This window comes from Methylocystis sp. Se48 (assembly GCF_056269425.1).
In genome coordinates this window covers 2,164,539-2,188,582 of the sequence record NZ_CM149850.1, presented here as the reverse complement: position 1 = coordinate 2,188,582, position 24,044 = coordinate 2,164,539, and the positions used below count along the sequence as shown (strand labels likewise).

Below are 24,044 nucleotides of genomic sequence, written 5' to 3'. Positions count from 1 at the left end.
CTGCCGCGCGCGGCGCGGTTGTGGCATGATGCAAAGGGGCGGAACGGAGCGGCATGAAGGCGAAAATGAAAGAGAACGTCGAGCGCAGCGGGGCCGATGTCGAGGTCGCCGCGATCGAGGTCATGGATCCGGCGGGCGAAATTCTGGAGCACCCGGAGGAACTCGCGGTTTCGCCGCGACGCTTCATCAATCGCGAACTTTCCTGGCTCGAATTCAACCGGCGCGTTCTCGAGGAGGCGTCGAACAAGAATCATCCGCTGCTCGAGCAATTGCGCTTCCTGTCGATCTCGGCGAACAATCTCGATGAATTTTTCATGGTGCGCGTCGCGGGTCTGCGCAGCCAGGTGCGCTCCGGCCTCACCACCGTGTCGCAGGACGGGCTGACGCCGGCCGAGCAACTCGCCAAGATCAGCGAGCGCGTCGTGCGCCTCACCAAGGAGCAGTTGCGCCGCTGGCGCGATCTGCGCCGGGAAATCGAGGAAGTCGGCATCGTCATCGTCGAGCCCGGCGACCTCTCGAAGCCGGACCGCGAATGGCTGGAGGATCATTTCCTCAACCGCATCTTTCCTGTCCTGACGCCGCTCGCCGTCGATCCGGCGCATCCGTTCCCGTTCATTCCCAATCTCGGTTTCACTCTGGCGCTGGAGCTGGTTCGGCCCGGCGATCGCAAGACGCTGCAGGCCCTCGTGCGCCTGCCGGCGAAGATCGAGCGCTTCGTTCATCTGCCCAATCACGGTGGAACCCGCGAGCGCTTCATGCTGCTCGAAACGCTGATTGCGATGAACGCGCAGCGGCTCTTCCCGGGTTATTTGCTGCGCGGGCAGGGGCTTTTCCGCGTAATCCGCGACAGCGATCTCGAGGTCGAGGAAGAGGCGGAAGATCTCGTGCTGTTCTTCGAGACGGCGCTGAAACGCCGGCGGCGCGGATCGGTGATCCGTCTCGAAGTCGCCGCCGACATGCCGGAGACGCTGCGCGCGCTCGTCGCCGACGAACTCGACGTCGCGCCGACCGAGACGTTCGAGATCGACGGCATGCTTGCGCTCAACGATCTCTCCGAACTCGTGGCGCTCGACCGGCCGGATCTGAAATTCAAGCCGTACAATCCGCGCTTCCCGGAGCGCGTGCGCGACAATGGCGGCGACTGTTTCTTGGCCATCAAGCAGAAGGATCTCTGCGTCCATCATCCCTACGAGTCGTTCGACGTCGTTGTTCAGTTCCTTCAACAGGCCGCGCGCGATCCGAACGTTATCGCCATCAAGCAGACGCTCTATCGCACCTCGAACAACAGCCCTATCGTCCGCGCGCTCGTCGAGGCGGCGGAGGCGGGCAAATCGGTTACCGCGCTCGTCGAACTGAAGGCGCGTTTCGACGAGGAAGCCAATATCCGCTGGGCCCGCGATCTGGAGCGCGCGGGCGCGCAGGTTGTCTTCGGCTTCATCGAACTCAAGACGCACGGCAAGCTGTCGATGGTCGTGCGGCGCGAGGGCGCGGGGCTTGCGACCTACTGCCATATCGGCACGGGCAACTACCATCCCGTGACGGCGCGCATCTACACGGACATCTCCGTCTTCACGGCGGACCCCGTCATCGGCCGCGACGTTTCGCGCATCTTCAACTACATCACCGGCTACGCCGAGCCCGCGGGGCTCGAACGCATGGCCGTGTCGCCGATCTCGCTGAAGAAAAAACTGCTCGAACACATCGAGCGGGAGATCGAATTCGTCAAAGCCGGCAAGCCCGGCGCCATCTGGGCGAAATGCAACGCGCTCGTCGATCCCGAGATCATCGACGCGTTTTACGCCGCGTCGAGGGCGGGCGTCTCGATCGACTGCGTCGTTCGCGGCATCTGCTGCCTGCGGCCCGGCGTTCCGGGACTTTCCGAAAACATCCGCGTCAAATCCATCGTCGGGCGCTTTCTGGAGCATGCCCGCGTCTACGCGTTCGGCGGCGGCCACCCGCTGCCGCATCCGCGCGCGCACGTCTACATCTCGTCGGCCGATCTGATGCCGCGCAATCTCGACCGGCGCGTGGAGGTCTTGCTGCCCATCGTCAATCCGACGGTGCACCAGCAATTGCTCGATCAGATCATGCTCGCCAATCTCATCGACAATGAGCAGAGCTATCGCGTGCTGCCGGATGGCTCCTCGCAGCGAGTCGCGCCGCCAGACGGCGAGGAGCGCTTCAACGCGCATAAATATTTCATGACGCATCCGAGCCTTTCCGGCCGCGGCAAATCGCTCAAGGACTGGCGGCCGCGTTCGCTGCTAAAACGCCAGCAAGATGCTTAGGTCGCTTTTCCGCCAGCAGCCCGTCGAGGCGACGGCGGCGCCGGTCGCCATCGTCGACATCGGCTCCAATTCCGTGCGCCTCGTCGCCTACCAGTCGCTCTCGCGCGCGCCGACGCCCATCTTCAACGAAAAGGCGATGTGCGGGCTGGGCAAGGGCGTCGTCACCACCGGCCGTCTGCCTGCGGAGGGCGTCGACAAGGCGTTGATGGCGCTGCGGCGCTATCGCGCGCTGTGCGACACGATGGGCGTTTCGGACATCGAGGTCATTGCGACGGCGGCCGCGCGCGACGCGGAGAACGGCCCCGCCTTTCTTGACGCCGCGCGCGCGGCGATCGGGCGGGACATCCGTCTCCTCTCCGGCAAGCGCGAAGCGGAACTGTCGGCGCTCGGCGTCGTTTCGGCGATTCATCAGCCGGACGGCGTCGTCGGCGACCTCGGCGGCGGCTCGCTCGAACTCATCGACGTGAAGGGCGAAGAACTCGGGAAAGGCGTGACGCTGCCGCTCGGCGGCCTCGCCCTCATGGACGCTTCGCGGCGCTCCCCGCGCGACGCGACGCGCATCGCCCGCAAGGCCATCGCGGACGCGAAGCCGCTCGAACATCTCAAGGGCCGCGCGTTCTACGCGGTCGGCGGCACCTGGCGGTCGCTCGCGAAATTGCATATGCGCCAGCGCAATTATCCGCTCGGCGTGATGCACAATTACCGCATCCAGACGAATGAGGCGGCGGATTTCGCCGCGCTCGTCGAACATATCGACAGCGAGGCGATCGAGGACATCGGCGTTGTCTCCGCCGCGCGCCGGCCGCTTCTCGCCTACGGCGCCATCGTGCTCGATGAGATCATCCGCCGCGCCAAGCCGAAAGAAATCGTCATCTCGGCGGCCGGCGTGCGGGAGGGGCTCCTTTTCGATCGCCTGGCCGAGTCCGAACGGCGTGTCGATCCCTTGCTGTCCGCCTCGCGCGAGCTAGAGGTTCTGTTTTCCCGCGCGCCGGGCTATGGCGACAATCTGATTGCCTGGACGGACGCGTTCATGGCCTCGGGCGTCATCGACGAAACGCCCGAGGAAAGACGTCTGCGTCACGCCGCCTGCCTGCTGTCGGACATCGCCTGGCGCGCGCATCCGGAATATCGTTCCGAGCGCGCCCTGACCGTCGTCACGCAGGGGCCGTTCGTTTCGGTCGACCATCCGGGCCGGGCGTTTCTTTCGCTCGCGGTTGTCCTGCGTCACGAGGGGCCGGACGGCGGCGACAGCGTGGGGATGCTGCGCAGCCTGCTTACGACGCGGCTTTTCGTGCGCGCGCGCCTCCTCGGCGCCGCGATGCGGGTGGCCTATCTCCTGTCGGCCTCGATCCCGGGCGTCCTGCCGCGCACGAGCCTGCGTCTTCGCAAGGAGGGGCTCGTCCTGACCTTGCCCGGCGATTTTGCCGACCTCGTGAGCGACCGGGTGCTCAGCCGATTGAAAGCCTTCGGGCGGCTTCTTGGCGTCGACGCCGCGATCGAAATCGCGACGTAGTCGCGTGGAGGCGGGCCTGTCGAGCCGTCGTCACGCCGCCGGCGTGAAGGCGTCCGACCGAATCGCCTTCAGGCTGGCACCGGCCATGAACAGGTCGCGCTTGAGCCGTTTCACCAGATTTTCGCCGCCGCAGAGAAAATAGGCGGTCTGAGCCACACGCGGCGTCTCGGCGTCCAGCGCCAGCGCGGCGACGTCCCCGCCATGGGGCGCGTTCGCGTCGAGATGCGACGGGAAGTAGTCGACGTTGTCGCGTGCGCCGGCCAGCGCCTGGAGTTCGTCCACCAGGTAGAGGCCCTTGGGATCGCGCGCCCCGTGATACAAGCGGATGGGTCCGCGATGGCCCTGGCGCAATGCGTCGCGCAGCACGCCGTAGAGCGGGGCGAGGCCGGTCCCCGCGCCGATCAGGGCGAGCGGCTGGTCCGGGTCGACGCCCTCGTAGAAGCACGTGCCCGAGGGGCCGGCGACGTGGATTTTGTGGCCTGCGCCGAGCTTCTCCATCACATGCCGGCTCATGCGGCCGTTGGGATGCAGGCGAATGTGCATTTCGAGGAAGGGATCTTCCTCGGGATGACTCGCGAGCGAATAATGACGTTTGAGGTCTTCGCCGGCGATGAGCTGTAGGAATTGACCCGGCCGGTAGCTGAAATTTTCCGTCTCGATGCGCAGACGCACGATATCGTGCGACAGCTGGTCGATCGAATGGACCGTGGCTTCGAGCGACGCGCCCACGTCGTCGGGCGGAACGATGGTGAGCGGCCCCCTGGGCCGGCAGACGCAGGGAAGGAAGAAACCCAGCGCCTTCTGGGCGTCGCTCAGGCCGACCTGCGACTCCGGCGGCGGGCCGCCCTCGACCGCGCGATGCAAGCAGGATTGGCAATTGCCGGCGCGGCACGAATAAGGCGCGTCGACGCCCGCCCGCAGCAGCGCTTCGAGGACGGTCTCGCCCGGCGAGATGTCCACCGGGCGATCCTTGTAGGTGAGCGTCGACACTGCGATCAGCGACCGAGCACGTCGTCGCGGACGGAATTGGCGAGCGCCGCAACCTCCTTGACTTCCTTCTCGGGAACGCCGAGCGTGCGCAGGGTGCTGTTGAGGTTCTCGATCACGGCGTCGACATGGGAATCGTTCAGCCCCATGGCGACGAGGCGCTTGTGGGCGTTGCGCATGTCGAGGCCCGTGTATTTGTTCGGGCCGCCGAAGGCCATCGTCAGAAACGACTTCTGCTTGGCGATCTGGTCGTCCATGTCGACGCCATCGAAGAAGCGCGCGATGCGCCCATCTGCGAGAACCTTGCGATAGAAGAGTTCGACGGCGGCGTTGACGGCTTTCTCGCCGCCGAGACGCTCATAAAGACTGGACATGGTGGTTCCTCCCTAAAGATGTATTCCTGATGCATCTTTATAATAAGCCTGCCAAAGCGGGACGATAGAGCCACATAAAAGCTTCGCGATAGGACCACGGATGCGGCTGACGACGCACAGCGATCTTTCGTTCAAAATTCTGATCTTTCTAGCGATAGCCGGAGAGCGGGGCGCGACGATCCCTGAAATTTCCTCTGCCTTCGCGGCGTCCGAGAACCATTTGCGAAAGGTCGCGCTGGAGCTGGCGCGCCTGAATCTGGTTATCGCCACGCGGGGCCGAAACGGCGGACTGCGTCTCGCGAAGGCGCCGGCCCAACTCAATGTTGGAGGGTTGTTGCGGATGTTCGAGCCGGAATTTGCGGCGTCCGAATGTCTGGGCGCGGGTCAGAACGGCTGCGTGATTTTCGGGGCCTGCGGCCTTCAGCGCGTTTTCAACGAGTCGTTGCAAGCGCTCTTCGCCGTATTGGACCGCTACACGCTCGCGGACGTCATGAACAATTCGAGTGGCGTTGCGGCGCGGCTTGGGATAGAGGCGCCGCCGCCGGCGGCGTGAGGATGGCCGCGCTTTGGCGGCCATCCGGAAGGCGCGCGGGTAGAGATCACTCCGCCCGAAAGGCGGCGAACCGATCGACGCGGATCACGTTCATCGCTTCCGCGCTTTTAAGGCAGGTGAAGCGCGACGATTTGCCGTCGGCGTCGTCGACATTTGCGCTCCGGCCCGGCGCGACCGTGAGCTGCACGCGCGCCGGGGTCCGCGCGCCCCCTTCCGCGGCGTCCGCCATCATCAGGGTCAGCCGGCAGGCGCCGTCGACGTTCTGGAAATAGCTCACGACATGGGCGCCCCCGGCGTCGAGACTGGTCGCCATCAAAGGCTTCATCGTCATCGCGGACCAGGAATCGGCGGCCGACACGGGCGTCGCAGCCGTCAGGGCCAGGGCTCCGCCGAGCGCCGTCGCGATATACCGTGTTTTCATGATCTATTCCTTTCTTCTATCGACGAAGGCGGTAGAGCGCTCCCCTGAGCGCCTTCCGTCCTATCTCCGGCTGGCGTTGCCGCAGCCGGCCGTCGCTGAGAGGAAGGTAGCGCCGCGGTGCAGCATTTCAATACTGCGCCGCAAAAAAATATCGTATAACATTGATCTATATGGATATAGAGAAGTCATTTCCACGTCAGCCGGAGGAGCTTGTTTTTGGCTCAGATCGTGGTTGATTATTATGCTCACAAAGAGAAAAAGATCTGTGACGACAGCGCCCTATGCTCCGAAATGATAGAATGTGTCTATCATTATTGCCGGCCTCGGTCGCTCAGCGGGACTGACGCTTTTGCCGGTTTTGGACCCTTGGAACGCCTCGCACGAGCGGTCTGCGTCCGAAGGCCGCAGCGCCGCAGAAGGGGTGGCCGAAGCGCTTTTCGGGCGCGCAGGCGTTTCCTTTTCTGACGTGAGCGCGCGACCGCGCGAAGCCGCGACAGGCCGGGCGGCTTGGTTCGCTGGAAGTTTGCGGGTCCGCGCCTCGGCTGGTCAGTCCGAGACCGAGGCTTCAGCGGGCGATTCGGTCGAGGGCGCCGGCTCGGCGTCCTGGGGCTCGGCGTCCTGCCAATCGAGCGTCACCACTCTGCCGTTCTCGATCGCGAGCGCTAGACGGCCGCGCTTCAGTTCAAGCGCGCGCTCGCCGAAAATGGTCCGGCGCCAACCCTTGAGGGCGGGCACGTCGGCGCGGTCGTCCGCCGCGATCGCCTCCAGATCCTCGACCGTGGCGATCATCTTGGCGGCGACGCCGGTCTGCTCGGTGACCTGCCGCAGCAGCACCTTCAACAGTTCCACCGTGGCGCCGTTCGAGCCGCGCCGCTCCCGCTCGATGCGCGGAATGCTGGCCGGATCGCGGGCGAGGCCGCGTTCGACGGCGGCGATGATGTCCGCGCCGGCGCGGGCGCGCTCCATTCCCTTAGGGAAAGAGCGGAGATTGGCGAGCGCCTCGGGCGTGCGCGGCGCGGCCTGGGCGATTTCGATGAGCATGTCGTCCTTGAGCACGCGGGAGCGCGGGACGTCGCGGCTCTGCGCCTCGGCTTCGCGCCAGGCGGCGAGCTCCATCAGAACGGCGAGGTCGCGGGGTTTGCGGGCGCGATGGCGCAGCCGCTCCCAGGCGTTCTCCGGGTGCTGCTCATAGGTCGCGGGCGAGGTGAGCGTCTCCATTTCGTCCGCGAGCCAGTCAAGCCGGTTGGAGCGTTCGAGCCGCGATCTCAGCGTGGTGTAGATGTCGCGCAGATGGGTGACGTCGGCGATGGCGTAGTCGATCTGGGCCGGAGAGAGCGGCCGCCGCGACCAGTCGGTGAAACGGGAAGACTTGTCGAGATTTGCGCGGGTGATCGCCTTAACGAGTTCGAGATAGGAGGCCTGCTCCCCGAAGCCGCAGACCATGGCCGCGACCTGTGTGTCGAAGAGCGGCGCGGGGATCAGCCGCGCGAGCCGCCAGATGATTTCGAGATCCTGGCGGGCGGCGTGGAAGACTTTGACGACCTCGGCGTTCGCCATAAGCTCGAAAAAGGGCGACAGGTCGATCCCTTCCGCGAGCGCGTCGATCGCCACCGCTTCCTCGGGGGAAGCGATCTGGATCACGCACACCTTCGGCCAGAAGGTGGTTTCGCGCAAAAATTCGGTGTCCACGGTCACGAAGGGGTGCCGCGAGAAGCGGTCGCAGATGGCGGCCAGTTCGTCGGTGGTGGTCAGCAGGCTCATTGACGCCAGTCTACCCAGTTTCGCCCGAAGTCTGAAGCTTTTTCGCGCTATGCGCGTTCCACGATGACGGCTGTGCCGTAGGCGAGAACCTCGGTGACGCCGTCCATGATGTCGTTGGCGTCGTAACGCATTCCGATAATGGCGTTTGCGCCCGCCTCGGCGGCGTGTGCGCACATGTGGTCGAAGGCCTCCTGCCGGGTCGCCTCCGCAAGATTGACATAGACCGAGAGCTTGCCGCCGAAGATCGTCTGGAGGCCGCCGAAGAAATTTCCGACGACGGAGCGCGATCGCACCGTAATGCCCCGGACCAGTCCGAGATGGCGAACAATGCGATAACCCGCAACCTCGTTCGTCGTGGAGACGATCATGGAAAACTCCTGGAAAATGCGAATCGCAATTGAACGATAGCGTATCCGCAGCCGGGCCCGCCGGAAACAGCGCATTATTGATGTTGCGGCCGGCGCCCAAACGAGTAGCATGCCGTCGCCACTCTTCATCAGGGAGCTTTTCCGCCAAATGGTCGATCATTTTTCCGTCGCCGCCCGCGCGGCGGTCGCGCTCGCTTTCTGCGCCGGCGCCCTCACAGTTTCGCAAGCGCGCGCGGCGCATGGAGGCGGCGTCAGCCCGGGCTGGAAGCTCTGCCGCTCCGGCGACCCCGACCAGCGGATCCAGGGCTGCACGCAGGTCATCGCCGACATCAGGAAAGAAACGAAGCACAATCAGCTCGCGGCTTATGTGAATCGCGCCAGCGCCTATCAAGCGAAGGGCGATTATGGCCGCGCCATCGAGGATTTCGGCAAGGCGCTCGAGCTCGACGCGACCTCGACCGTCGTGATGCTCGCGCGCGGCGCGGCCCAGCACGCGAAGGGCGATCTCGACGCCGCCATCGCGGATTACGATCGGGTCATCGCGCGCGACAGGAAGAATGTCGCCGCCTTCATGGCGCGCGCGTCGGCCTGGCGCATGAAGGGCGACGCGGAGAAAATGCTCGCCGATCTCGAAGAGGCGTTGAAGCTTGACAAGAAATCCGCCGCGCCGCTCGTCGCCCGCGGAGCCTATCTTCACGGCAAAGGGGAGCACGACCGCGCGATCGAGGATTTCTCGCAGGCGGTCAAACGCGAGCCCAGGCTCGCATCCGCCTACAACGGGCGGGGCGCGTGCCATTACGCGAAGGGCGAATTCGACAAGGCGCTGGCGGATTTCGACGCCGCGCTGAAAATCGACCCGAAAAACGTCAACGCCCTCGTGAATCGCGCCAACGCCTGGCGCGGCAAGAAGGATTTCGAGCGCGCCAGGGCGGACTACGAGGCGGCGCTGGCGCTGAAGCCCGATCTCGCGGCGGCAAAAAAGGGCGCCGACGACATGGCGAAGATCATCGCCAGGAAGGCGGCGACAGGCGGCGACGCGCCGGCTGATACTGCGCCCGCCGCCGAACACGAGCACAATTGACGCGCAGCCGTCCCCGCCGGCGTGAGGGCGGGGACGCTTTTCCGGCCCCTCACAGCTTTTTCGCGGCCTCCAGCACTTCCTCGGCGTGGCCGGGAACCTTCACCTTGCGCCAGACCCTCGCGATCTTGCCGTCGGCGTCGATGAGGAATGTGGAGCGCTCGACCCCCATATATTTGCGGCCGTACATGCTCTTCTCCACCCAGACGCCATAGGCGGAGAGAACGTCCTTCGATTCGTCCGACGCGAGGGGGAAGGCGAGTTCGTATTTGTCGCGGAATTTGTCGTGGCTCTTCACGGAATCGGGCGACATGCCGATGACGACCGTCTTCGCTTTCGCGAACTTGTCTCGCAAGCCGTTGAATTCGATCGCTTCCTTGGTGCAGCCAGAGGTGTCGTCCTTGGGGTAGAAGTAAAGGACGACCTTCTTTCCCTTCAGCGCGGCGAGCGAAATCGTTTCGCCGCCCGCGCCGGGGAGATCGAATTGCGGCGCGGCGTCGCCTTCGCCGGGGCCCGCCGCGGGCGCGGCCTCGACCTTTGCCGTCGCCTTCGATTTCTCGGCCGCGGAGGCGGACGCGGTCCCGGCTTTGGATTTACCCCTCTCGGATTTCGTCGTCGCCGCTTTCGTGGCCATGGCGCCTTCCTTTCGTCGCAACCGCCGTTAGAATCCGGCTAAAGAATGCAGACATGGCGCCGGCGGGCAAGCGCGCCTAGCGACAAGTTCGCATCGTTTTCTGTAAAGGCCCTGATCGCCGCAAGCGAGGTTGATTGACGGAACAGGCTGGGCGTGAGGATCGCGACGGTCGGCTGGCCGAGCGGCGGCGGCAGCCGAGACTGCGGCCGCGCGGACGCATGGGCGGGCTCGCGCGCGGGGCGGCCTGCGTCGGCCTCGGCTCGCTGGCGCTCACCTTGGTGGCGCTCGGCGCCTTTTTCTTGCTGTTGTCGCGCGGACCCCTCAGCTTCGCCTGGCTCACGCCGAGAATCGTCGCCTCCCTGAACGAATATTTCGCCGGGCGTTACGACTTTCAGCTTGCCGGCGTGTCGATCGCGAACGCCGATCACGGTCCGACGCTGTCGATCGACGGCCTCGTGGTGAAATCGGGCGGGCGCCCCATCGTGGCGTCGCCCCGCGCGCAGCTGTCGCTCGATCTTCCTTCGCTTCTCCTTGGCCGGGTCCAGCCGAGGCGTCTGGAGGTGCTCGACCTCGAACTCCGCCTGTCCGTTCAGCCGGACGGCGCCGTCGCCATTTCGGCCGGGGCCGAACCAGTCTCCGCCGCCAAGCCGGTCGAACCGCCGGCAGCCCCCGAGTCCCCAGCGCCCGTCGTTCCCGTGGAGCGCGTCGCGCTGCTCAAGACCGCTGCGGCGGCGCTGCGCGGCGTCATGGACCTCGCGACAAGCCGAGATAGCCCCATCGGCGTGCTCGATCGCGTCGGCCTGCGGCACGGGCGGCTCGTCATTGACGACCGCACGATCGACCGCGTGATTCGCTACGACGACGTGGCGCTGAGCCTGGACAAGGGCGAGGGCGCCATGCGCTTCAGCCTCGCGGCGACGGGGCCGTCACGGCGCTGGAGCGCGGTCGCCGTGGCCAAGGGAGCGCCGGGGCGCCGGAGGGAATTTCTCGCGAAATTACGCGATCTCTCGCTCGACGAGGCCTCGCTCGTGGGCGGATTCCGCACATCGCGCTTCGATACGGATGCGCCGTTCTCGCTTGACCTGTCCTTTGCGCTTGGACCTGACGACAACGTGCTCGAGGCCAAGGGCGGGTTCGCGGTCGGCCATGGCTTCTTCCGGCTCGAGGAGCCGGATCACGAACCCGTGATGATCGATAGGATCAGCGCCGAGGCGGCCTGGGACGTGGGTGCGCGCAAGATCGTCGTCGCCCCCGTCCAGTTCAAGGCCGGTGGTTTCGACATGGCCATCGCCGGCGAGGCGTCGGCGCCGGCGGAGCTTCCTGCGGGCGCCGATCCCGGCGCGGACGCCTGGACGATCGGTCTGCGCCTCTTGCGGCCGACCGTCGTGGCGCCGGAGCGCGCCGCTGAAAAAGATGTCGCGGTCAGCGAAGGCGCGCTCCAGGCGCGCGTGATGCACGGGCAGGGGCGTGTGCTGGTCGACCGTTTCCGTTTCTCGGGCCCCGATGTCCGGGTCGACGTCACGGGCTCCGTCGTCTATCGCGGCGCGCCGCGCGTCGCCTATACGCTGGACGTCGCCGACACGCAGATACAGACGCTGGCGCGCCTGTGGCCGACCCATGTCACGCCGCCCGTGCGCGCCTGGTTCGTGTCGCATGTGCCGGTCGGCGTAATCAAGCGCGCCCATTGCGCGGGCGAATTCGACGACGACGCGCTGACCGCCATGCGCTACGAGCTGCCGCCGCCCGACGATTCGGTCGAAGCCGTCGGCGAAGTCGTCAACGCCACGGTCATCGACGTTCTGCCCGGGCTCGCGCCCTTCGTCGGAGTCTCGGGACGTCTCCATGTGACAGGCCGAACGGCCAGTTTCGAGGCGACGTCCGGCGCGCTCGAAACCGCTCCGGGACGGCGTCTTACCTTGTCCGAAGGGCGGTTTTCCGTCGCAGACAATGCGCTGCGCCCCACTCCGGCGGCGCTCGATCTGCGGATCGCCGGCAACGTCGAGGCGGTCGCCGACATATTGTCGCTGCCCGCCGTCTCGCCTCATGCGAGTGTTCCCGTCGATTCGTCCGCGCTGAAGGGCCAGATCGACGGCAAGCTGCGGCTCAATTTCGAGATCGGGGACAAGGCGCGCGACGAGATGACGACTTTCTCGATCGACGCCAACGCCAGCAGCCTCACCATCGAACGGCTCATCGGGAAGGAGCGGCTGGAGGGCGCCAGCCTGCATGTCCTGGCCGACGGCGCTGGTCTGCGCGTCAATGGCGCGGGGCGGATTTACGGCGCGCCGGCGACGATAGAACTGAAGCGCGGCTTCGGCGAGAAAGGGCCGGCGCACGCGCAGGTCACGCTCGTTTTCGACGAAGCGGCGCGCCAGCGCGCCGGCTATTCCCTTCCGGGCGTGAGCGGTACCGTTGCGGCGGTCGTGCGCACGCCGCTGCCCGCGGAAGACCTCAATACGCAGATCGAACTCGATCTCACCCGAACCGTTTTCGACAACCCCATTCCCGGAGTCGTCAAAGCGGCCGGCCGGCCGGCGAAGGCGTCTTTCCTGCTGACGAAGCGGGGGGATGGAATCGCGCTCGACCAGTTGAGCTTCGACGCCGGCCCCATCCAGGCGCAGGGCGTGATCGAACTGACGCGCGAGGGCGCGTTTCGCGCTGCGAAACTGTCGCCGGCGCGCCTGTCGCCGGGCGACGACATGAAGATCGACCTCCAGCGCGGCGGCGGCGCGCTGAAAATCGTCGCGCGCGGATCCAATTTCGACGCGCGACCGATGCTCGCCGCGCTCATCCGCTCCGGGGGCGGCAAGGCAACGGGCGCTTCCGGGAAGGGCGCCGCTTCAGTCGACGACGTCGACGTCGACTTCAAGGCGCCGATCGTCACCGGCCACGGGAAGCAGATACTTTCCAACGTCGATTTTCATTACGAAACGCGCGGCGGCCATCCGCGGGCCCTGTCCGTCACCGGCAATTTCGGCCGCGAACAGGTCGCGGCGACGCTGCGCAGCCAGAGCGGCGGCGAGCAACTGGAAATTTCCACGAACGATGGCGGATCTTTCCTCGCCTTTCTCGATCTCTACCGGAAAATGGAAAGCGGCGTTCTGAACGCTACTGTGCAGCTTGGCCAGAACCGCGCGGACGGGTCGATCCGGATTCGCGATTTCTACGTGAAGGGCGAGCCCGCCATGCGCCAGTTGATGGCCCAAGGCGGCGCCGCGCGCACGGACGACAAGGGCGTTATGCGATTCGATCCGGACTCGGTGCGTGTGGGACGTTTGCAGTCTAATTTCACCTGGGCCAGCGGCCAATTGTCTGTGCGGGAGGGCGTGATGTCCGGCCCGGAAATCGGTATGACCTTCGACGGGTTCTTCGACTTTCCGCGCGACCGCATCGACCTGTCGGGATCCTATGTGCCCGCCTATGCGCTCAACAGTCTGCTGTCGAACATTCCCGTCCTCGGCGTCGTCATCGCCGGCGGCCAGCACGAGGGGATTTTCGCTCTGAACTATCGCGTCACGGGATCGCTCTCGTCGCCCGTCGTCAACGTGAACCCGCTCTCCGCCATCGCGCCGGGACTGATGCGCAAGATCATGGGCGTGCTGGACGGAACGGCGCGGATGCCGGAACGGCGCTGAGGCGGAGCGAGGGTTCGATTGCTTCGGCGCGCTTCAAGCGCGCTCCAGCAACACGTGCTTCTTTTTGCCGAGCGAGAGTTTCGCGACGCCGTCCTTCTCAAAGTCCTTCTCGGACAGTGCGCCGCGTTCGTCCGTCACCACCGCGTCGTTGACGCGCAGGCCGCCGCCCTTGATCTGACGGCGGGCCTCGCCCGTCGACGCGACGAGGCCGGCCTTGACGAACGCTGAAAGCACGCCGAGGCCCGCCGCGATTTCTTCCGCAGACACGGCGACCCGAGGCAGCGAAAGGCCGAGCGCGCCTTCCTCGAAGGTCGCGCGCGCGGTTTCCGCCGCCTGTTCGGCCGCCTCGCGGCCGTGGATTAGCGCGGTCGCCTCTGTCGCCAGCGTCTTCTTCGCTTCGTTGATCTCGGCGCCTTCGAGCGCGGCGAGGCGGGCGATGTCGTCCATGGGCAGGAAGGTGAAGAGCTTCAGGAAGCGCGCGACGTCGGCGTCTTCCGTGTTCCGCCAGTATTGCCAGTAGTCATAGGGCGACAGCATGTCGGCGTTGAGCCACACGGCGCCGGCCGCCGTCTTGCCCATCTTGGCGCCCGAGGACGTCGTCAGGAGCGGCGAGGTCAGGGCGTAGAGCTGCGGCGTTCCCATGCGGCGGCCGAGGTCGAGACCCGTGATGATATTGCCCCATTGGTCGGAGCCGCCCATCTGCAACAGCGCGCCGTGGCGGCGGCTGATCTCGACGAAGTCATAGGCCTGGAGACACATATAGTTGAACTCGATGAAGGACAATTCGTGCTCGCGTTCGAGCCGCAACTTCACCGAGTCCATCGTCAACATGCGGTTGACTGAAAAGTGCCGGCCGACCTCGCGCAGAAATTCGATGTAGTTGAGAGGGGCGAGCCACTCGGCATTGTCGAGCATCAGGGCGTCGGTCGGGCCGTCGCCGAAGGTCAGGAAGCGCTCGAAGACGCGCCGGATCGAGGCCTTGTTCGAATCGATCTGCTCGATTGTCAGCAGTTTGCGGCTCTCGTCCTTGCCGGAAGGATCGCCGACGCGCGTCGTGCCGCCGCCCATCAGCGGCAAGGGCTTCCCGCCTGTGCGTTGCAGCCACGCGAGCATCATGATCGGCAGGAGCGAGCCGACGTGGAGCGACGGCGCCGTGCAGTCGAAGCCGATATAGGCGGCGAGGCCGCCCGCCGCGGCCTTTTCGTCGAGGCCGGGAAAGTCCGAGCACTGGTGGACGAAGCCGCGCTCCATGAGCACGCGCAGGAAGTCGGATTTGGGGGAGAAGTCGTCGGCCATGGGGGAGGGTGATAGGGGCTCGCGGCCGGGCGCGCAAGGTTAGGCGGCGCTCAGCAGCCGTTCGCCAGGCGCACGATCGCCACGGATGTCGCCAGGGCGGCGGCGAGCATCGCGGGCTCGTCCCACCGGTGCGGCGCCTTGGCTTCGGCTAGGGCGAGCGCCGCCGGCAGCAGCAGGAGCGCCAGCCAGAACTGTTGCGGCGGCAGCTCCGGTTCCATGGCGACAAGACAGAATGCGGCCGTCGCCGCGACGCAGGCGCTTCCTTCCAGCGTGCGGGTGTAGTTCCGCCGGGAGAAAAGGGCGCGGGTGCGATAGCTGAGCCGTCCGAGATTGCGTCCGACGAGCCCGGCGAGAAGATCTCCGGCCGTGATCGACGCAAATGCGACGGCGAAGTAGGCGGAATGGCGCGGGATGGCCCAGAAAGCCATGAGAATCAGCAGGAGCTCCCCCGCCGCATATCCGGCGACGAACCATTTGACGGCGTCGGGGTCGTCTTCCGGGCGGATGACCGCCCTGAACGTCGTTCGAAACAAGGGCGAGGCCGCGAACGCCGGCAGAGCGAATAGGCATAGGACCGCGAGCAATGACGCGAAGCTCGCCAGTTCATGCGATGGATTGGGCGTGGGGCCGATCTGGCCGGCGACCGCGAAAGGCGTCGCGAACAGCAAGGCGCTCAACGCTTTTCGGGCCACGCACGGGCTCCACCCGCGCCGCGTCACGAGTCCGCCTAGGCCGGCCGCCGCGGAGAGGAAGCCCAGCGTCGCCAGCGTCTGCATGGCGAGAAAGGCAGGCAGCGTCGCCAGAAATTCCGTTCCCCAAAGACCGAACTGCGAGGGCGCCGGCCAGCGGATCGTATGCGGCGGACGGCAATCCGGCGTCTCGATGCGAGGCTGGAGCAGGGCGGGCATGACCGCCTTGACCGGGACGATCGCGTTCGAGGGCGTCGCGGGGGCGGCGATGGCGAAGGGCGTGAGCGAAATCAACAAAACGGCGATGAACGCGAGCCTACCCAATTCGATCTCCATGAAATCGATTCAATAAGACGCCGGTTCGAATGGGACGCATCCTACATCGTTTGCAATCAAAAGCTGAGCTTTTTCGCGATGGGGTGAACGCAACCTTGCCGCTCGCGGCGGGGCTTGGTAGACAGTCGCCGCCATAAGCTGGAAATCTCATGCTTTTCTACGAACCGCTGTTCCTGTTTCTCTTCGCGCCGGCGGTCTATCTTCTCTATCTTTTCTTCGGAGCCGACCGTCGGCGTCGCGTCTTCGTCCTGCTTCTCGCCAGCGTCGTCTTTTACGGCTGGAGCGAACCCGTCTTCGTTCTCGTGGTTTTCGCGTCGATCGCGCTCGATCTTCTCGTCGCCCAACGGATCGCGCGCGCGGCGGCGGGCGACGGGCGGCCGCGGCGCTGGCTTGCGGTCGGGGTCGTCGCCAATCTCGCGATCCTCGTCTATTACAAATACACGGGGTTCCTCGCGTTCAATCTCGACGCGCTGCTGCGCGCGCTCACTCTGCCGGGGATCGGCATTCCCGAGATCGCCTTGCCGATCGGCGTGAGTTTCATCGTCTTCGAGAAGATCACCTATCTCGTCGACGTCTATCGCGGGATAACGGCGCCGGCGCGGCGGCCGCTGCTCTATGGGCTCTACGTATTCTTCTTCCCGAAGCTTCTGGCGGGACCGATCATCAAATATCACGACATCGCGAGCCAGTTCGAAACCTGCCCCCACGCGGACGTCGACGACTTCGTGAACGGTTTGTCGCGCTTCATGCTTGGGGTCGTGAAAAAGCTGCTGGTCGCCGACGTCATGGCCAGCGGCGCCGACGCCGTCTTCGCGCGCGACGTCGCAACGCTCGGCTCCGGCGACGCCTGGGCCGGCGTGATCTTCTTCACGCTGCAAATCTATTTCGATTTCTCGGGCTACTCTGACATGGCGATCGGTCTCGCGCGCATGTTCGGCTTTCGCCTGCTCGAAAATTTCGACATGCCCTACATCGCCACGAGCATCACCGATTTCTGGCGGCGTTGGCACATGTCGCTGACGAGCTGGATTCGGGAATATCTCTACTTTCCGCTCGGCGGGAACCGGAAGGGCGAAGCGCGCACCTACGTCAATCTGTGGGTCTGCTTCCTCGCCTCGGGCGTTTGGCACGGCGCGGCGTGGACTTACATCTTCTGGGGCGCCTACAACGGCGTGTTTCTCGTGCTCGACCGGCTCTTTCTCGTCGATCGTCTGAGGCGCCTCCCGGACTGGCTCGCGAATATCGTCACCATGCTCATCGTCATGGTCGGGTGGACGCTCTTTCGCGCCACGTCGCTGGAACAGGCCGGCGCCCTGCTTTCGCTGATGGCGCGGCCATGGGCGCAGGGCGTCGCGCCCTTCTCGGCGCCTTCGGAATATGTGGCCATGGCGATCGTCGCAGCGGGCGTGTGCGTGGCTCAGCGCATTGGCGCGGACGCGCCGGGCTTCGACTGGAGCGCCCTGCGGCGGCGCTATGCGCTGGCGGCGAATGGCGCGCTGGCGCTGCTTTTCGTCGCGGCGCTGGCCAAGGGCGTCGCCGATCCCTTCAAACCTTTCATCTATTTCCGGTTCTAGGCCGATGACGCGCGTTTCCCTCGCCCGCTTGCCGATCTTCGCCTGCGCCGGATTAATCGGCGTCCTGTTCGCCATCACGGTCTGGAACCTCGCCGTCGAGCGCGCGTGGCCGAAGCTGCGCGTGCGTAGCGCCACGCCGCTCTGGGGCGTTCCCGCTCCCAAGCCGCCATCCTGGACCGTCGACGCCTTTTTGTCGGGCGACTTGCAAAGAGCCGTTTCGACCAGTCTCGGCCAATCGCTTCCGGTTTTTCCGCTGGCGGTCCGCGCAAAGAACCAGTTCCTCTATTCGGTTTTCCACGAATCCGGCGCGCCCAACATTGTCGTCGGCAAAGAGCGCGAGCTGTTCGAAAGCTTTTACGTCGATGAGTTCTGCGGTCGCGGCGCGCAACCGGATCCCGTCGCCGTCGCGGCTTGGGCGGATGGCGTTCGCGAGACCCAGACTCTGGTGGAAGCGAAGGGCAAGCGCTTCGTTTATTTGATCTCGCCCTCCAAGGCCGCGCGCTACAGCCATTATCTGCCCGAGCGCCTCTATTGCGCGTCCCTCGCAAAAGGAACCACGGAGAAGCTTGCGGCGTATCGGCAGGCGCTCGAAGCCCGCGGCGTCGCTTTCGTCGACGGCGCGTCGCTGACGACCGCTGCGATGCCGGATTATCCGATCGATCTCTTCCCGCGCGGCGGCACGCACTGGAATTATCTCGGCTCGGCGATTTCCACGCGTGAACTGACGCGGACGCTGAACGCGGACGGCAAGGCGTCGCCGATCCCGCGCTATGATTTCGACTGGCGCGAGGCGCCGGAGGCCCTGGGCACGGATCGCGATCTGCTGAACCTGCTCAATCTCGTTTGGCCGGACGCCAAATATCCGACAGCGTCCATTCAGGGCCGCAGCCTCGGCGTCTGCGCGAAGGCGCCGAGGCTTCTGGCGGTCGGCGGCAGCTTTCTTGTCGAGGTGATTGCCAATCTCGTCGAGGCGTCGCCTTGCGCCGCACAGGCGGATTACTGGCACTATGTCCGCAAGGCGCCCGGGGAATATGGCCGGAAAAGATTTCTGGTCGACAATCAGGGCGGCGGCGCGCAGTTGCGGGAGCACGGTTTCGAGTCGGTCGCGGATTTCGAGAGCAGCCTCGCGCAGGCCGACGTCGTGCTGCTGGAAGAGAATGAATCGGTCATCGCCAATATGGGCCAGAACCACGATCTTCTGGCCGCCGCGCGCAAATGATCAGGCGGCGCCCGGCGCTTCCCAATAGCCTTCCGCGCGGGCGATCCGCGCATAGTGGCGGCGGACGAGCGCGGGATCGTAGACCCGCTCCAGACGCCGCACAGTGAAATGCCCGCGGGCGAGCGTCTGGAAATGTTCGGTGAAGGCGACGTTGATCGCCGCGCCGGCGACGGCGCCGACGACCGGAACCGCCTGCGCGGCGGCTTTCTGCGACACGACGACGCCAAATCGCGCGGCGAGCTGGCTGATGAGGCGAACGAGCGCCGGCGCGTTCCCCTGCGCAAGGCCGCGCGCCGCAACATAGCGCGCCGCATCGCTGACCGATTTCGCGAGCAGGCTGCGCACAGCGAGATAGCCGCCTTCGATCAGACTGTCGCCAGCATGGCCGCCGAACGCGAAAACCTCGAGACAGGCGAGGCCCGTCTCGGGATTCGCGATGTTCTCTCCCTCGTTGCGCGCAATGTCAGCGATCGAGCGCAGCATGATCGTCGTCGAGACAGGGAGTTCGATCGGCAGGCTGGCGAGGCCAGCGGCGCCGCCAAGGCCGCCCGCGACGGCGGCGAGGCGGCGATGGTAGCGCGCCGAGTCGCCGCGCGGCTCGCCCTCCAGACTCTTCAACGCCACTTTGAGCGCGGCCGACAGCGCCTTCTGCGCCGCGGCGGAGGCGACGGCCTGAACATGCGGGGGCAGCGTGAATGCGACGAAGCCGGCGTCGCGTCCCGCGAGAGACGCGATTCGTCCGGCGAAGCTCTGGCGCTCGAGCGCCGCGACCGCCGCCGCGAGCGCCTCCAGATCCGCCGCCGAAAGGTCTGGCTCGTACAAAACCGGAAGCTTGGCGCTCATCTGGTCACGTCCGTCGCCGCGTCCTTGCGTCGCATAGAAGCGCAGGGAACGCCTCATTAACTGAAAATCGTCCGCTCGACCGCTTTTTGCAAGCTTTTACAGAAAGGGAAATCGGCGCTGTCTTTAACTGAGGGCCGTCCTGTGCGACGACGCACGCGCGCACGGGCGGCGCCGGTATAGCTACTGTGGCGATCCGGACGGATGTCATATACTTGTTCTATGCGTCGCAAATCGTTCAGTTTTGCGATTGCAAGACAAGGGGCGGCAAAGCCCGAAGCGAAGAAAGAGGAGGAGTCTTCTTATGTCCACCCGTTTCAATCTCTCGCGCGCGCTCGCGGGCGCTTGCGCTCTCGCGCTGTTGGCGCCCGCCGCCGCTTCGGCCGCTGATCGCATCGGCACGCTGCAGTGCAAGCTGCTCGGCAACGGCATCAGCGTGCTCGTCGAGAATCAGCAGATCGACTGCGTCTACAACGATGACGCCGAGGGCGCCGGTCCCGCCCATTACACGGGCACGCTGACGAAGGTCGGCCCGAATATAACGATCAACGGGGAAGGCGAACTGGCCTGGGGCGTCATCGCGGCGACGGGTCACGTCGGCCCCGGCGCGCTGGCGGGCAACTATGTCGGCCCGGGCGTTTCGGCCAAGGTCGGCGTGGGCGGCGGCGGCGCCATGCTCGTCGGCGGCTCCGACAACACCTTCTCGCTGCAGCCGTTCAATGTGCAGGCCGGATCGGGTCTGGGCTGGAACGCCGGCGTCGAGAGCATGACGCTGACCTACGTTCCGCCGCCGCCCCCGCCGGCGCCGCACGGCCACAGCCATCGTCACAGGCATGGCGGAAAGTGGCACACGCATCCGCATGGCCATCACCACCACCACTGATGATAACGCCGCGCGAGGCCCGGCCCCGCGCGAGCGTCAGGCCGGCCGGTGAAAATCCATCAGCCGGTCGGCGGGAAAGTCATAGAGCCTTCCGCTCTCGCGCCACTCCGGCCTGAGCAGCGGAAGGCATTTTTTTGCGAAATCCTCGGGCGCCGGCAGCGTCATCGGGTTTTCGCCCGGCATGGCTTGGGCGCGCATGCGCGTGCGCATTCGTCCCGGATTGGCGATCATGACGGTCACGCCGTCGCCGCGGACCTCGTTCGCATAGGTGCGAGCCAGCGTTTCGAGCGCCGCCTTGGAGACCGCGTAGGGGCCCCAGAACGGCGTCGCCTTGTAAGCCGCGCTGGAGGTGATGAAAGCCACGCGGCCGGCGCCGGAGGCGCGCAGCAGAGGGTCGAGGGAGCGGATCAGCCGCCAATTGGCGGTGACGTTAACCGCCATGACGCGGTTCCAGTCCTTCACGTCCACATGCGCAAGCGGCGACAGCGGCCCCAGCGCGCCTGCATTGCCGACAAAGGCGTCGAGCTTGCCCCAGCGCTCGAAAATCGCCGCGCCGAGACGGTCGATTGCGTCGAAGTCGGTGACGTCGCAGGGGACGAGCGTCGCCTGACCGCCGAGGGTCCGGATCTCGTCGTCCAGTTCTTCCAGCGCCCCCTGCGTGCGCGCCATCGCGACGACATGCGCGCCGTCGCGCGCGAGTTCGAGGGCGATGGCGCGGCCAATGCCGCGCGAGGCGCCGGTGACGAGGGCGATGCGGGGGGAGGTCAAAGGCGCTCCGGTCTTAGGGGAAGATGTGGGCCAGTCCGATGGAGAGACCCGGCGGATCGAGCGAGATCGTCCCCTCTCGCAGCAGGGACACGGCGAGTCGCTCGCCCTCGCGACAATAATGAAGGATCAGGCGGCGCGAGGACGGCGAGATGACCGCTACGGTCACGACGGGCGAGGGCGCTACAAGAGAATCGCCAAAAAACGCCTCGCCGCAATTTACGAGAACGTCAGGCTGATAGACGGTGAACTCGTCGACGGCGACGCCGAGGCTGTCCACGAAGGCTTCGCAGGGGAGCCCCGCGCGCGCGATAGCGTCAGCGAGTGCGCGCCATACCCTCGCCTTCACCCCCCCGTGCTCCGCCCGTTCCAGCGCCATCGCGACGACTTCGCCGCGCAGCGGTTCGAAGCTTCCCTTCGGCTGAGTGTCCACCCCGCCCAGAAACTCGGCGGCGTTCATTCTTTTTGCGGCGCGCTCGGACATGACGCTCCATACCACAAACCGGGCCGCGGTACGCGATCCTGGCCAGGCGCCGTTTTCAACTTGCTTCGGCCAGCAGCGACAACTGCGCGCGGTTTTCTTCCGCGAGGTCCGTGAGGGAGGTCGGATAGTCGCCGGTGAAACAGTGGTCGGTGAATTGCGGACGGGCGTTGTCGCGGCCCGCATAGCCCATCGCGCGATAGATCCCGTCGACGGACAGAAAGGCGAGGGAGTCCGCGCCGACATAGGCGCGCATCTGCTCGAGCGAATGTGTCGCGGCGAGCAGCTTTTCCTTCTGCGGCGTGTCGATGCCGTAGTAGTCGGGATGGGTGATCGGCGGCGAGGAAATGAGGAAGTGCACTTCCGTCGCGCCTGCGTCGCGCATCATCTGCACGATCTTCACGGATGTCGTGCCGCGCACGATCGAGTCGTCGATCAGAATGACGCGCTTGCCTTCGACCACGCAGCGGTTGGCGCTGTGCTTCATGCGCACGCCGATTTCGCGCACCGACTGCGTCGGCTGGATGAAGGTGCGGCCGACGTAATGGTTGCGGATGATGCCGAGTTCGAAGGGAATGCCCGACTGTTGCGAATAGCCGAGCGCGGCGGGCACGCCGGAGTCGGGCACCGGCACGACGACGTCCGCGTCGATGATTTGCTCGCGCGCGAGTTCACGGCCCATGGCTTTGCGAACCTTGTAAACCGGACGCCCGTGGACGATCGAATCGGGGCGCGCGAAATAAATATATTCGAAGATGCAGGGACGCGGCGCCTGCGCCGGGAAGGGCATTATGCTCTCAAGGCCATCCTTTGAAATTACGACGATCTCGCCATTCTCGATGTCGCGGACGAAACGCGCGCCGATGATGTCGAGCGCGCAGGTCTCGGAGGCGATGATGTATTTTCCGTCGAGTTCGCCGAGCACGAGCGGACGGATGCCGAGCGGATCGCGCGCGCCGATCAGGAGTTCGTCCGAGAGAACGACGAGCGAATAAGCGCCTTCGAGCCGGCGCAGCGCCTCGATGAAACGGTCAACGACGCGGGCGCGGCGGCTGCGGGCGACGAGATGGAGAAGCACCTCCGTGTCGGAGGTCGACTGGAAGATCGAGCCTTCCATGATCAGCTCCCGGCGAAGCGCCAGGGCGTTGGTCAAATTGCCGTTGTGTGCAACAGCGAAGCCGCCTGTGTTCAGTTCGGCGAAAAGGGGCTGCACGTTGCGCAGCATGGTTTCGCCCGTCGTGGCGTAGCGCACATGGCCGATCGCGGCCGAGCCAGGCAAGCGCTTGATGGTGCTTTCCTTGGAGAAGTGGTCGCCGACGAGGCCGAGGCGCCGCTCGCCATGGAATCTTCCGGCCTCGTAGGAGACGATGCCGGCGGCCTCCTGGCCGCGGTGCTGGAGCGCGTGCAGGCCGAGCGCGGTGATCGCGGCGGCGTCGGGCAGGTCGAAGACGCCGAAGACGCCGCAATATTCCCTGAGCCGGTCTCCGTCGAGATCGTCGGTCTCTTCGATCTGGCCGGGAATGAAATGGTCGTGTTGCGCCGACTCGGTCATTTCAGGATCTCCCGTGCGGACATCGGCGTGACGCGCCACGCCGGCAGCATCGTCTTTGCCACCCGCGGGGAGCGCCGGCAAGCGCCGCTCCCCGATCTCACCGTCTTACTGGGCGTCCGTCTTCTCGCCCTCCGGCGGCGTCTCCGCCGGCGCCTTTTCGGCATCGGATTCGGCCGGCGGCGCTTCTTCGCCCGGCGCGCCGGCTTTCTTCGCCTTAATCTTGGCGACGATGCTGTCGATGTCGTCGGGCAGCAATTCGCGCAGCTTCTCGCCGCCCGCCTGCAAGAGAGGTTTGGCGCGCGCGTTGCGAACCCATTCCGGCTGGTTGGCGTCGGGAACCAGCCAGCCGTAGAAAACGAAGGCGACCACCGCGAGCAACGCCCCGCGCAACGCGCCGAAGACAAATCCGAGCGAACGGTCCAGCGCGCCGATCTTGGAATCGAGGATGATGTCCGACAGTTTCACCGTGACGATCGACACCAAAACGAGCGAAACGAAGAACACCGCCGCGACCGACGCCGCCAGCGCGAGCTCTTCCTTTGATATGTAGGGCTTCACGTAAGGCATCGCCATCGGGTGGAAGTAATAGGCCGCGACGGCGGCGGCCACCCAGGAGGCTATCGCCAGCACTTCGCGGGTGAAGCCGCGCAGGAGGGCCAGCATGCCGGAGACCAGAACGATCGTAATGACTGCCAAATCGAGGTATGACGGCATCGCTGTCCTCTTTTTTTCGCCCTGACGCCCGAAATTCCGTGGAACGCTTTACAGCCAGCGCGCCGCGCGCGCGCCAGTCGCAG

General features: G+C 65.6%; 21 protein-coding genes. 8 read left to right on the top strand and 13 right to left on the bottom strand.

The window, feature by feature from the left end:
• Positions 1–65: 65 nt before the first annotated feature.
• Together ACV959_RS10790 and ppx are read left to right on the top strand one after the other, a co-directional pair.
• Positions 66–2,288, top strand: a complete 2,223-nt coding sequence (locus ACV959_RS10790; protein WP_475736611.1) for an RNA degradosome polyphosphate kinase — start codon at positions 66–68, stop codon at positions 2,286–2,288.
• Positions 2,281–3,801: an exopolyphosphatase gene (gene ppx, locus ACV959_RS10785; RefSeq protein WP_475736610.1), complete on the top strand. Its 1,521-nt coding sequence runs from the start codon at positions 2,281–2,283 to the stop codon at positions 3,799–3,801. The genes ACV959_RS10790 and ppx overlap by 8 nt, the downstream gene beginning before the upstream one ends.
• A gap of 30 nt (positions 3,802–3,831) precedes the next feature.
• Here ppx and ACV959_RS10780 read toward each other — a convergent pair whose 3' ends face one another.
• Together ACV959_RS10780 and ACV959_RS10775 are read right to left on the bottom strand one after the other, a co-directional pair.
• Complete coding sequence (locus tag ACV959_RS10780; RefSeq protein WP_475736609.1) at positions 3,832–4,791, bottom strand: 2Fe-2S iron-sulfur cluster-binding protein; 960 nt, start codon at positions 4,789–4,791, stop codon at positions 3,832–3,834.
• A gap of 5 nt (positions 4,792–4,796) precedes the next feature.
• A complete protein-coding gene (locus ACV959_RS10775) occupies positions 4,797–5,162 on the bottom strand; it encodes a group I truncated hemoglobin (RefSeq protein ID WP_475736608.1) in 366 nt (121 codons plus the stop codon).
• Positions 5,163–5,262: 100 nt separating this feature from the next.
• Between ACV959_RS10775 and ACV959_RS10770 the strand changes: the two genes are divergently transcribed.
• Complete coding sequence (locus tag ACV959_RS10770) at positions 5,263–5,715, top strand: RrF2 family transcriptional regulator (RefSeq protein WP_475736607.1); 453 nt, start codon at positions 5,263–5,265, stop codon at positions 5,713–5,715.
• Between the two features lie 46 nt (positions 5,716–5,761).
• Here ACV959_RS10770 and ACV959_RS10765 read toward each other — a convergent pair whose 3' ends face one another.
• From ACV959_RS10765 to ACV959_RS10755, 3 genes are all read right to left on the bottom strand, one after another.
• On the bottom strand, positions 5,762–6,136 hold the full coding sequence (locus ACV959_RS10765) for a hypothetical protein (protein ID WP_475736606.1): 375 nt from the start codon (positions 6,134–6,136) through the stop codon (positions 5,762–5,764).
• Between the two features lie 546 nt (positions 6,137–6,682).
• Complete coding sequence (gene rnd / locus ACV959_RS10760) at positions 6,683–7,897, bottom strand: ribonuclease D (protein ID WP_475736605.1); 1,215 nt, start codon at positions 7,895–7,897, stop codon at positions 6,683–6,685.
• A 47-nt stretch (positions 7,898–7,944) separates the two neighbouring features.
• Complete coding sequence (locus tag ACV959_RS10755; RefSeq protein WP_475736604.1) at positions 7,945–8,265, bottom strand: YbjQ family protein; 321 nt, start codon at positions 8,263–8,265, stop codon at positions 7,945–7,947.
• A gap of 109 nt (positions 8,266–8,374) precedes the next feature.
• On the opposite strand from ACV959_RS10755, the gene ACV959_RS10750 reads away from it, so the two are divergent.
• Positions 8,375–9,346, top strand: coding sequence for a tetratricopeptide repeat protein (locus ACV959_RS10750; RefSeq protein WP_475736603.1), 972 nt, complete (start codon positions 8,375–8,377; stop codon positions 9,344–9,346).
• 49 nt (positions 9,347–9,395) lie between these two features.
• Here the strand turns inward: ACV959_RS10750 and bcp are convergent, their stop codons facing one another.
• Complete coding sequence (bcp, locus tag ACV959_RS10745; RefSeq protein ID WP_475736602.1) at positions 9,396–9,977, bottom strand: thioredoxin-dependent thiol peroxidase; 582 nt, start codon at positions 9,975–9,977, stop codon at positions 9,396–9,398.
• 134 nt (positions 9,978–10,111) lie between these two features.
• On the opposite strand from bcp, the gene ACV959_RS10740 reads away from it, so the two are divergent.
• Complete coding sequence (locus tag ACV959_RS10740) at positions 10,112–13,612, top strand: AsmA-like C-terminal region-containing protein (RefSeq protein WP_475736601.1); 3,501 nt, start codon at positions 10,112–10,114, stop codon at positions 13,610–13,612.
• 33 nt (positions 13,613–13,645) lie between these two features.
• On the opposite strand, the gene tyrS is transcribed toward ACV959_RS10740, so the two are convergent.
• Positions 13,646–14,908, bottom strand: a complete 1,263-nt coding sequence (gene tyrS / locus ACV959_RS10735) for a tyrosine--tRNA ligase (RefSeq protein WP_475736600.1) — start codon at positions 14,906–14,908, stop codon at positions 13,646–13,648.
• Positions 14,909–14,958: 50 nt separating this feature from the next.
• A complete protein-coding gene (locus ACV959_RS10730; protein ID WP_475736599.1) occupies positions 14,959–15,921 on the bottom strand; it encodes a hypothetical protein in 963 nt (320 codons plus the stop codon).
• Between the two features lie 161 nt (positions 15,922–16,082).
• Between ACV959_RS10730 and ACV959_RS10725 the strand changes: the two genes are divergently transcribed.
• Positions 16,083–17,507, top strand: coding sequence for an MBOAT family O-acyltransferase (locus tag ACV959_RS10725; RefSeq protein ID WP_475736598.1), 1,425 nt, complete (start codon positions 16,083–16,085; stop codon positions 17,505–17,507).
• 4 nt (positions 17,508–17,511) lie between these two features.
• A complete protein-coding gene (locus ACV959_RS10720) occupies positions 17,512–18,726 on the top strand; it encodes an alginate O-acetyltransferase AlgX-related protein (protein ID WP_475736597.1) in 1,215 nt (404 codons plus the stop codon).
• On the opposite strand, the gene ACV959_RS10715 is transcribed toward ACV959_RS10720, so the two are convergent.
• Entirely contained in the window at positions 18,727–19,569 is an 843-nt protein-coding gene (locus ACV959_RS10715; RefSeq protein WP_475736596.1) for an EcsC family protein, read from the bottom strand.
• 301 nt (positions 19,570–19,870) lie between these two features.
• Here ACV959_RS10715 and ACV959_RS10710 point away from each other — a divergent pair, with 301 nt between their 5' ends.
• Positions 19,871–20,449 (top strand): DUF992 domain-containing protein, encoded by a 579-nt coding sequence (locus ACV959_RS10710; RefSeq protein WP_475736595.1) that lies wholly within the window; start codon positions 19,871–19,873, stop codon positions 20,447–20,449.
• A gap of 36 nt (positions 20,450–20,485) precedes the next feature.
• Here the strand turns inward: ACV959_RS10710 and ACV959_RS10705 are convergent, their stop codons facing one another.
• From ACV959_RS10705 to ACV959_RS10690, 4 genes are all read right to left on the bottom strand, one after another.
• Positions 20,486–21,217 (bottom strand): SDR family NAD(P)-dependent oxidoreductase, encoded by a 732-nt coding sequence (locus ACV959_RS10705; RefSeq protein ID WP_475736594.1) that lies wholly within the window; start codon positions 21,215–21,217, stop codon positions 20,486–20,488.
• Positions 21,218–21,230: 13 nt separating this feature from the next.
• Complete coding sequence (locus tag ACV959_RS10700) at positions 21,231–21,698, bottom strand: Uma2 family endonuclease (protein ID WP_475736593.1); 468 nt, start codon at positions 21,696–21,698, stop codon at positions 21,231–21,233.
• A 55-nt stretch (positions 21,699–21,753) separates the two neighbouring features.
• On the bottom strand, positions 21,754–23,247 hold the full coding sequence (gene purF / locus ACV959_RS10695; RefSeq protein ID WP_475736592.1) for an amidophosphoribosyltransferase: 1,494 nt from the start codon (positions 23,245–23,247) through the stop codon (positions 21,754–21,756).
• Between the two features lie 105 nt (positions 23,248–23,352).
• Positions 23,353–23,961 (bottom strand): CvpA family protein, encoded by a 609-nt coding sequence (locus ACV959_RS10690; RefSeq protein WP_475736591.1) that lies wholly within the window; start codon positions 23,959–23,961, stop codon positions 23,353–23,355.
• Positions 23,962–24,044: the final 83 nt, after the last annotated feature.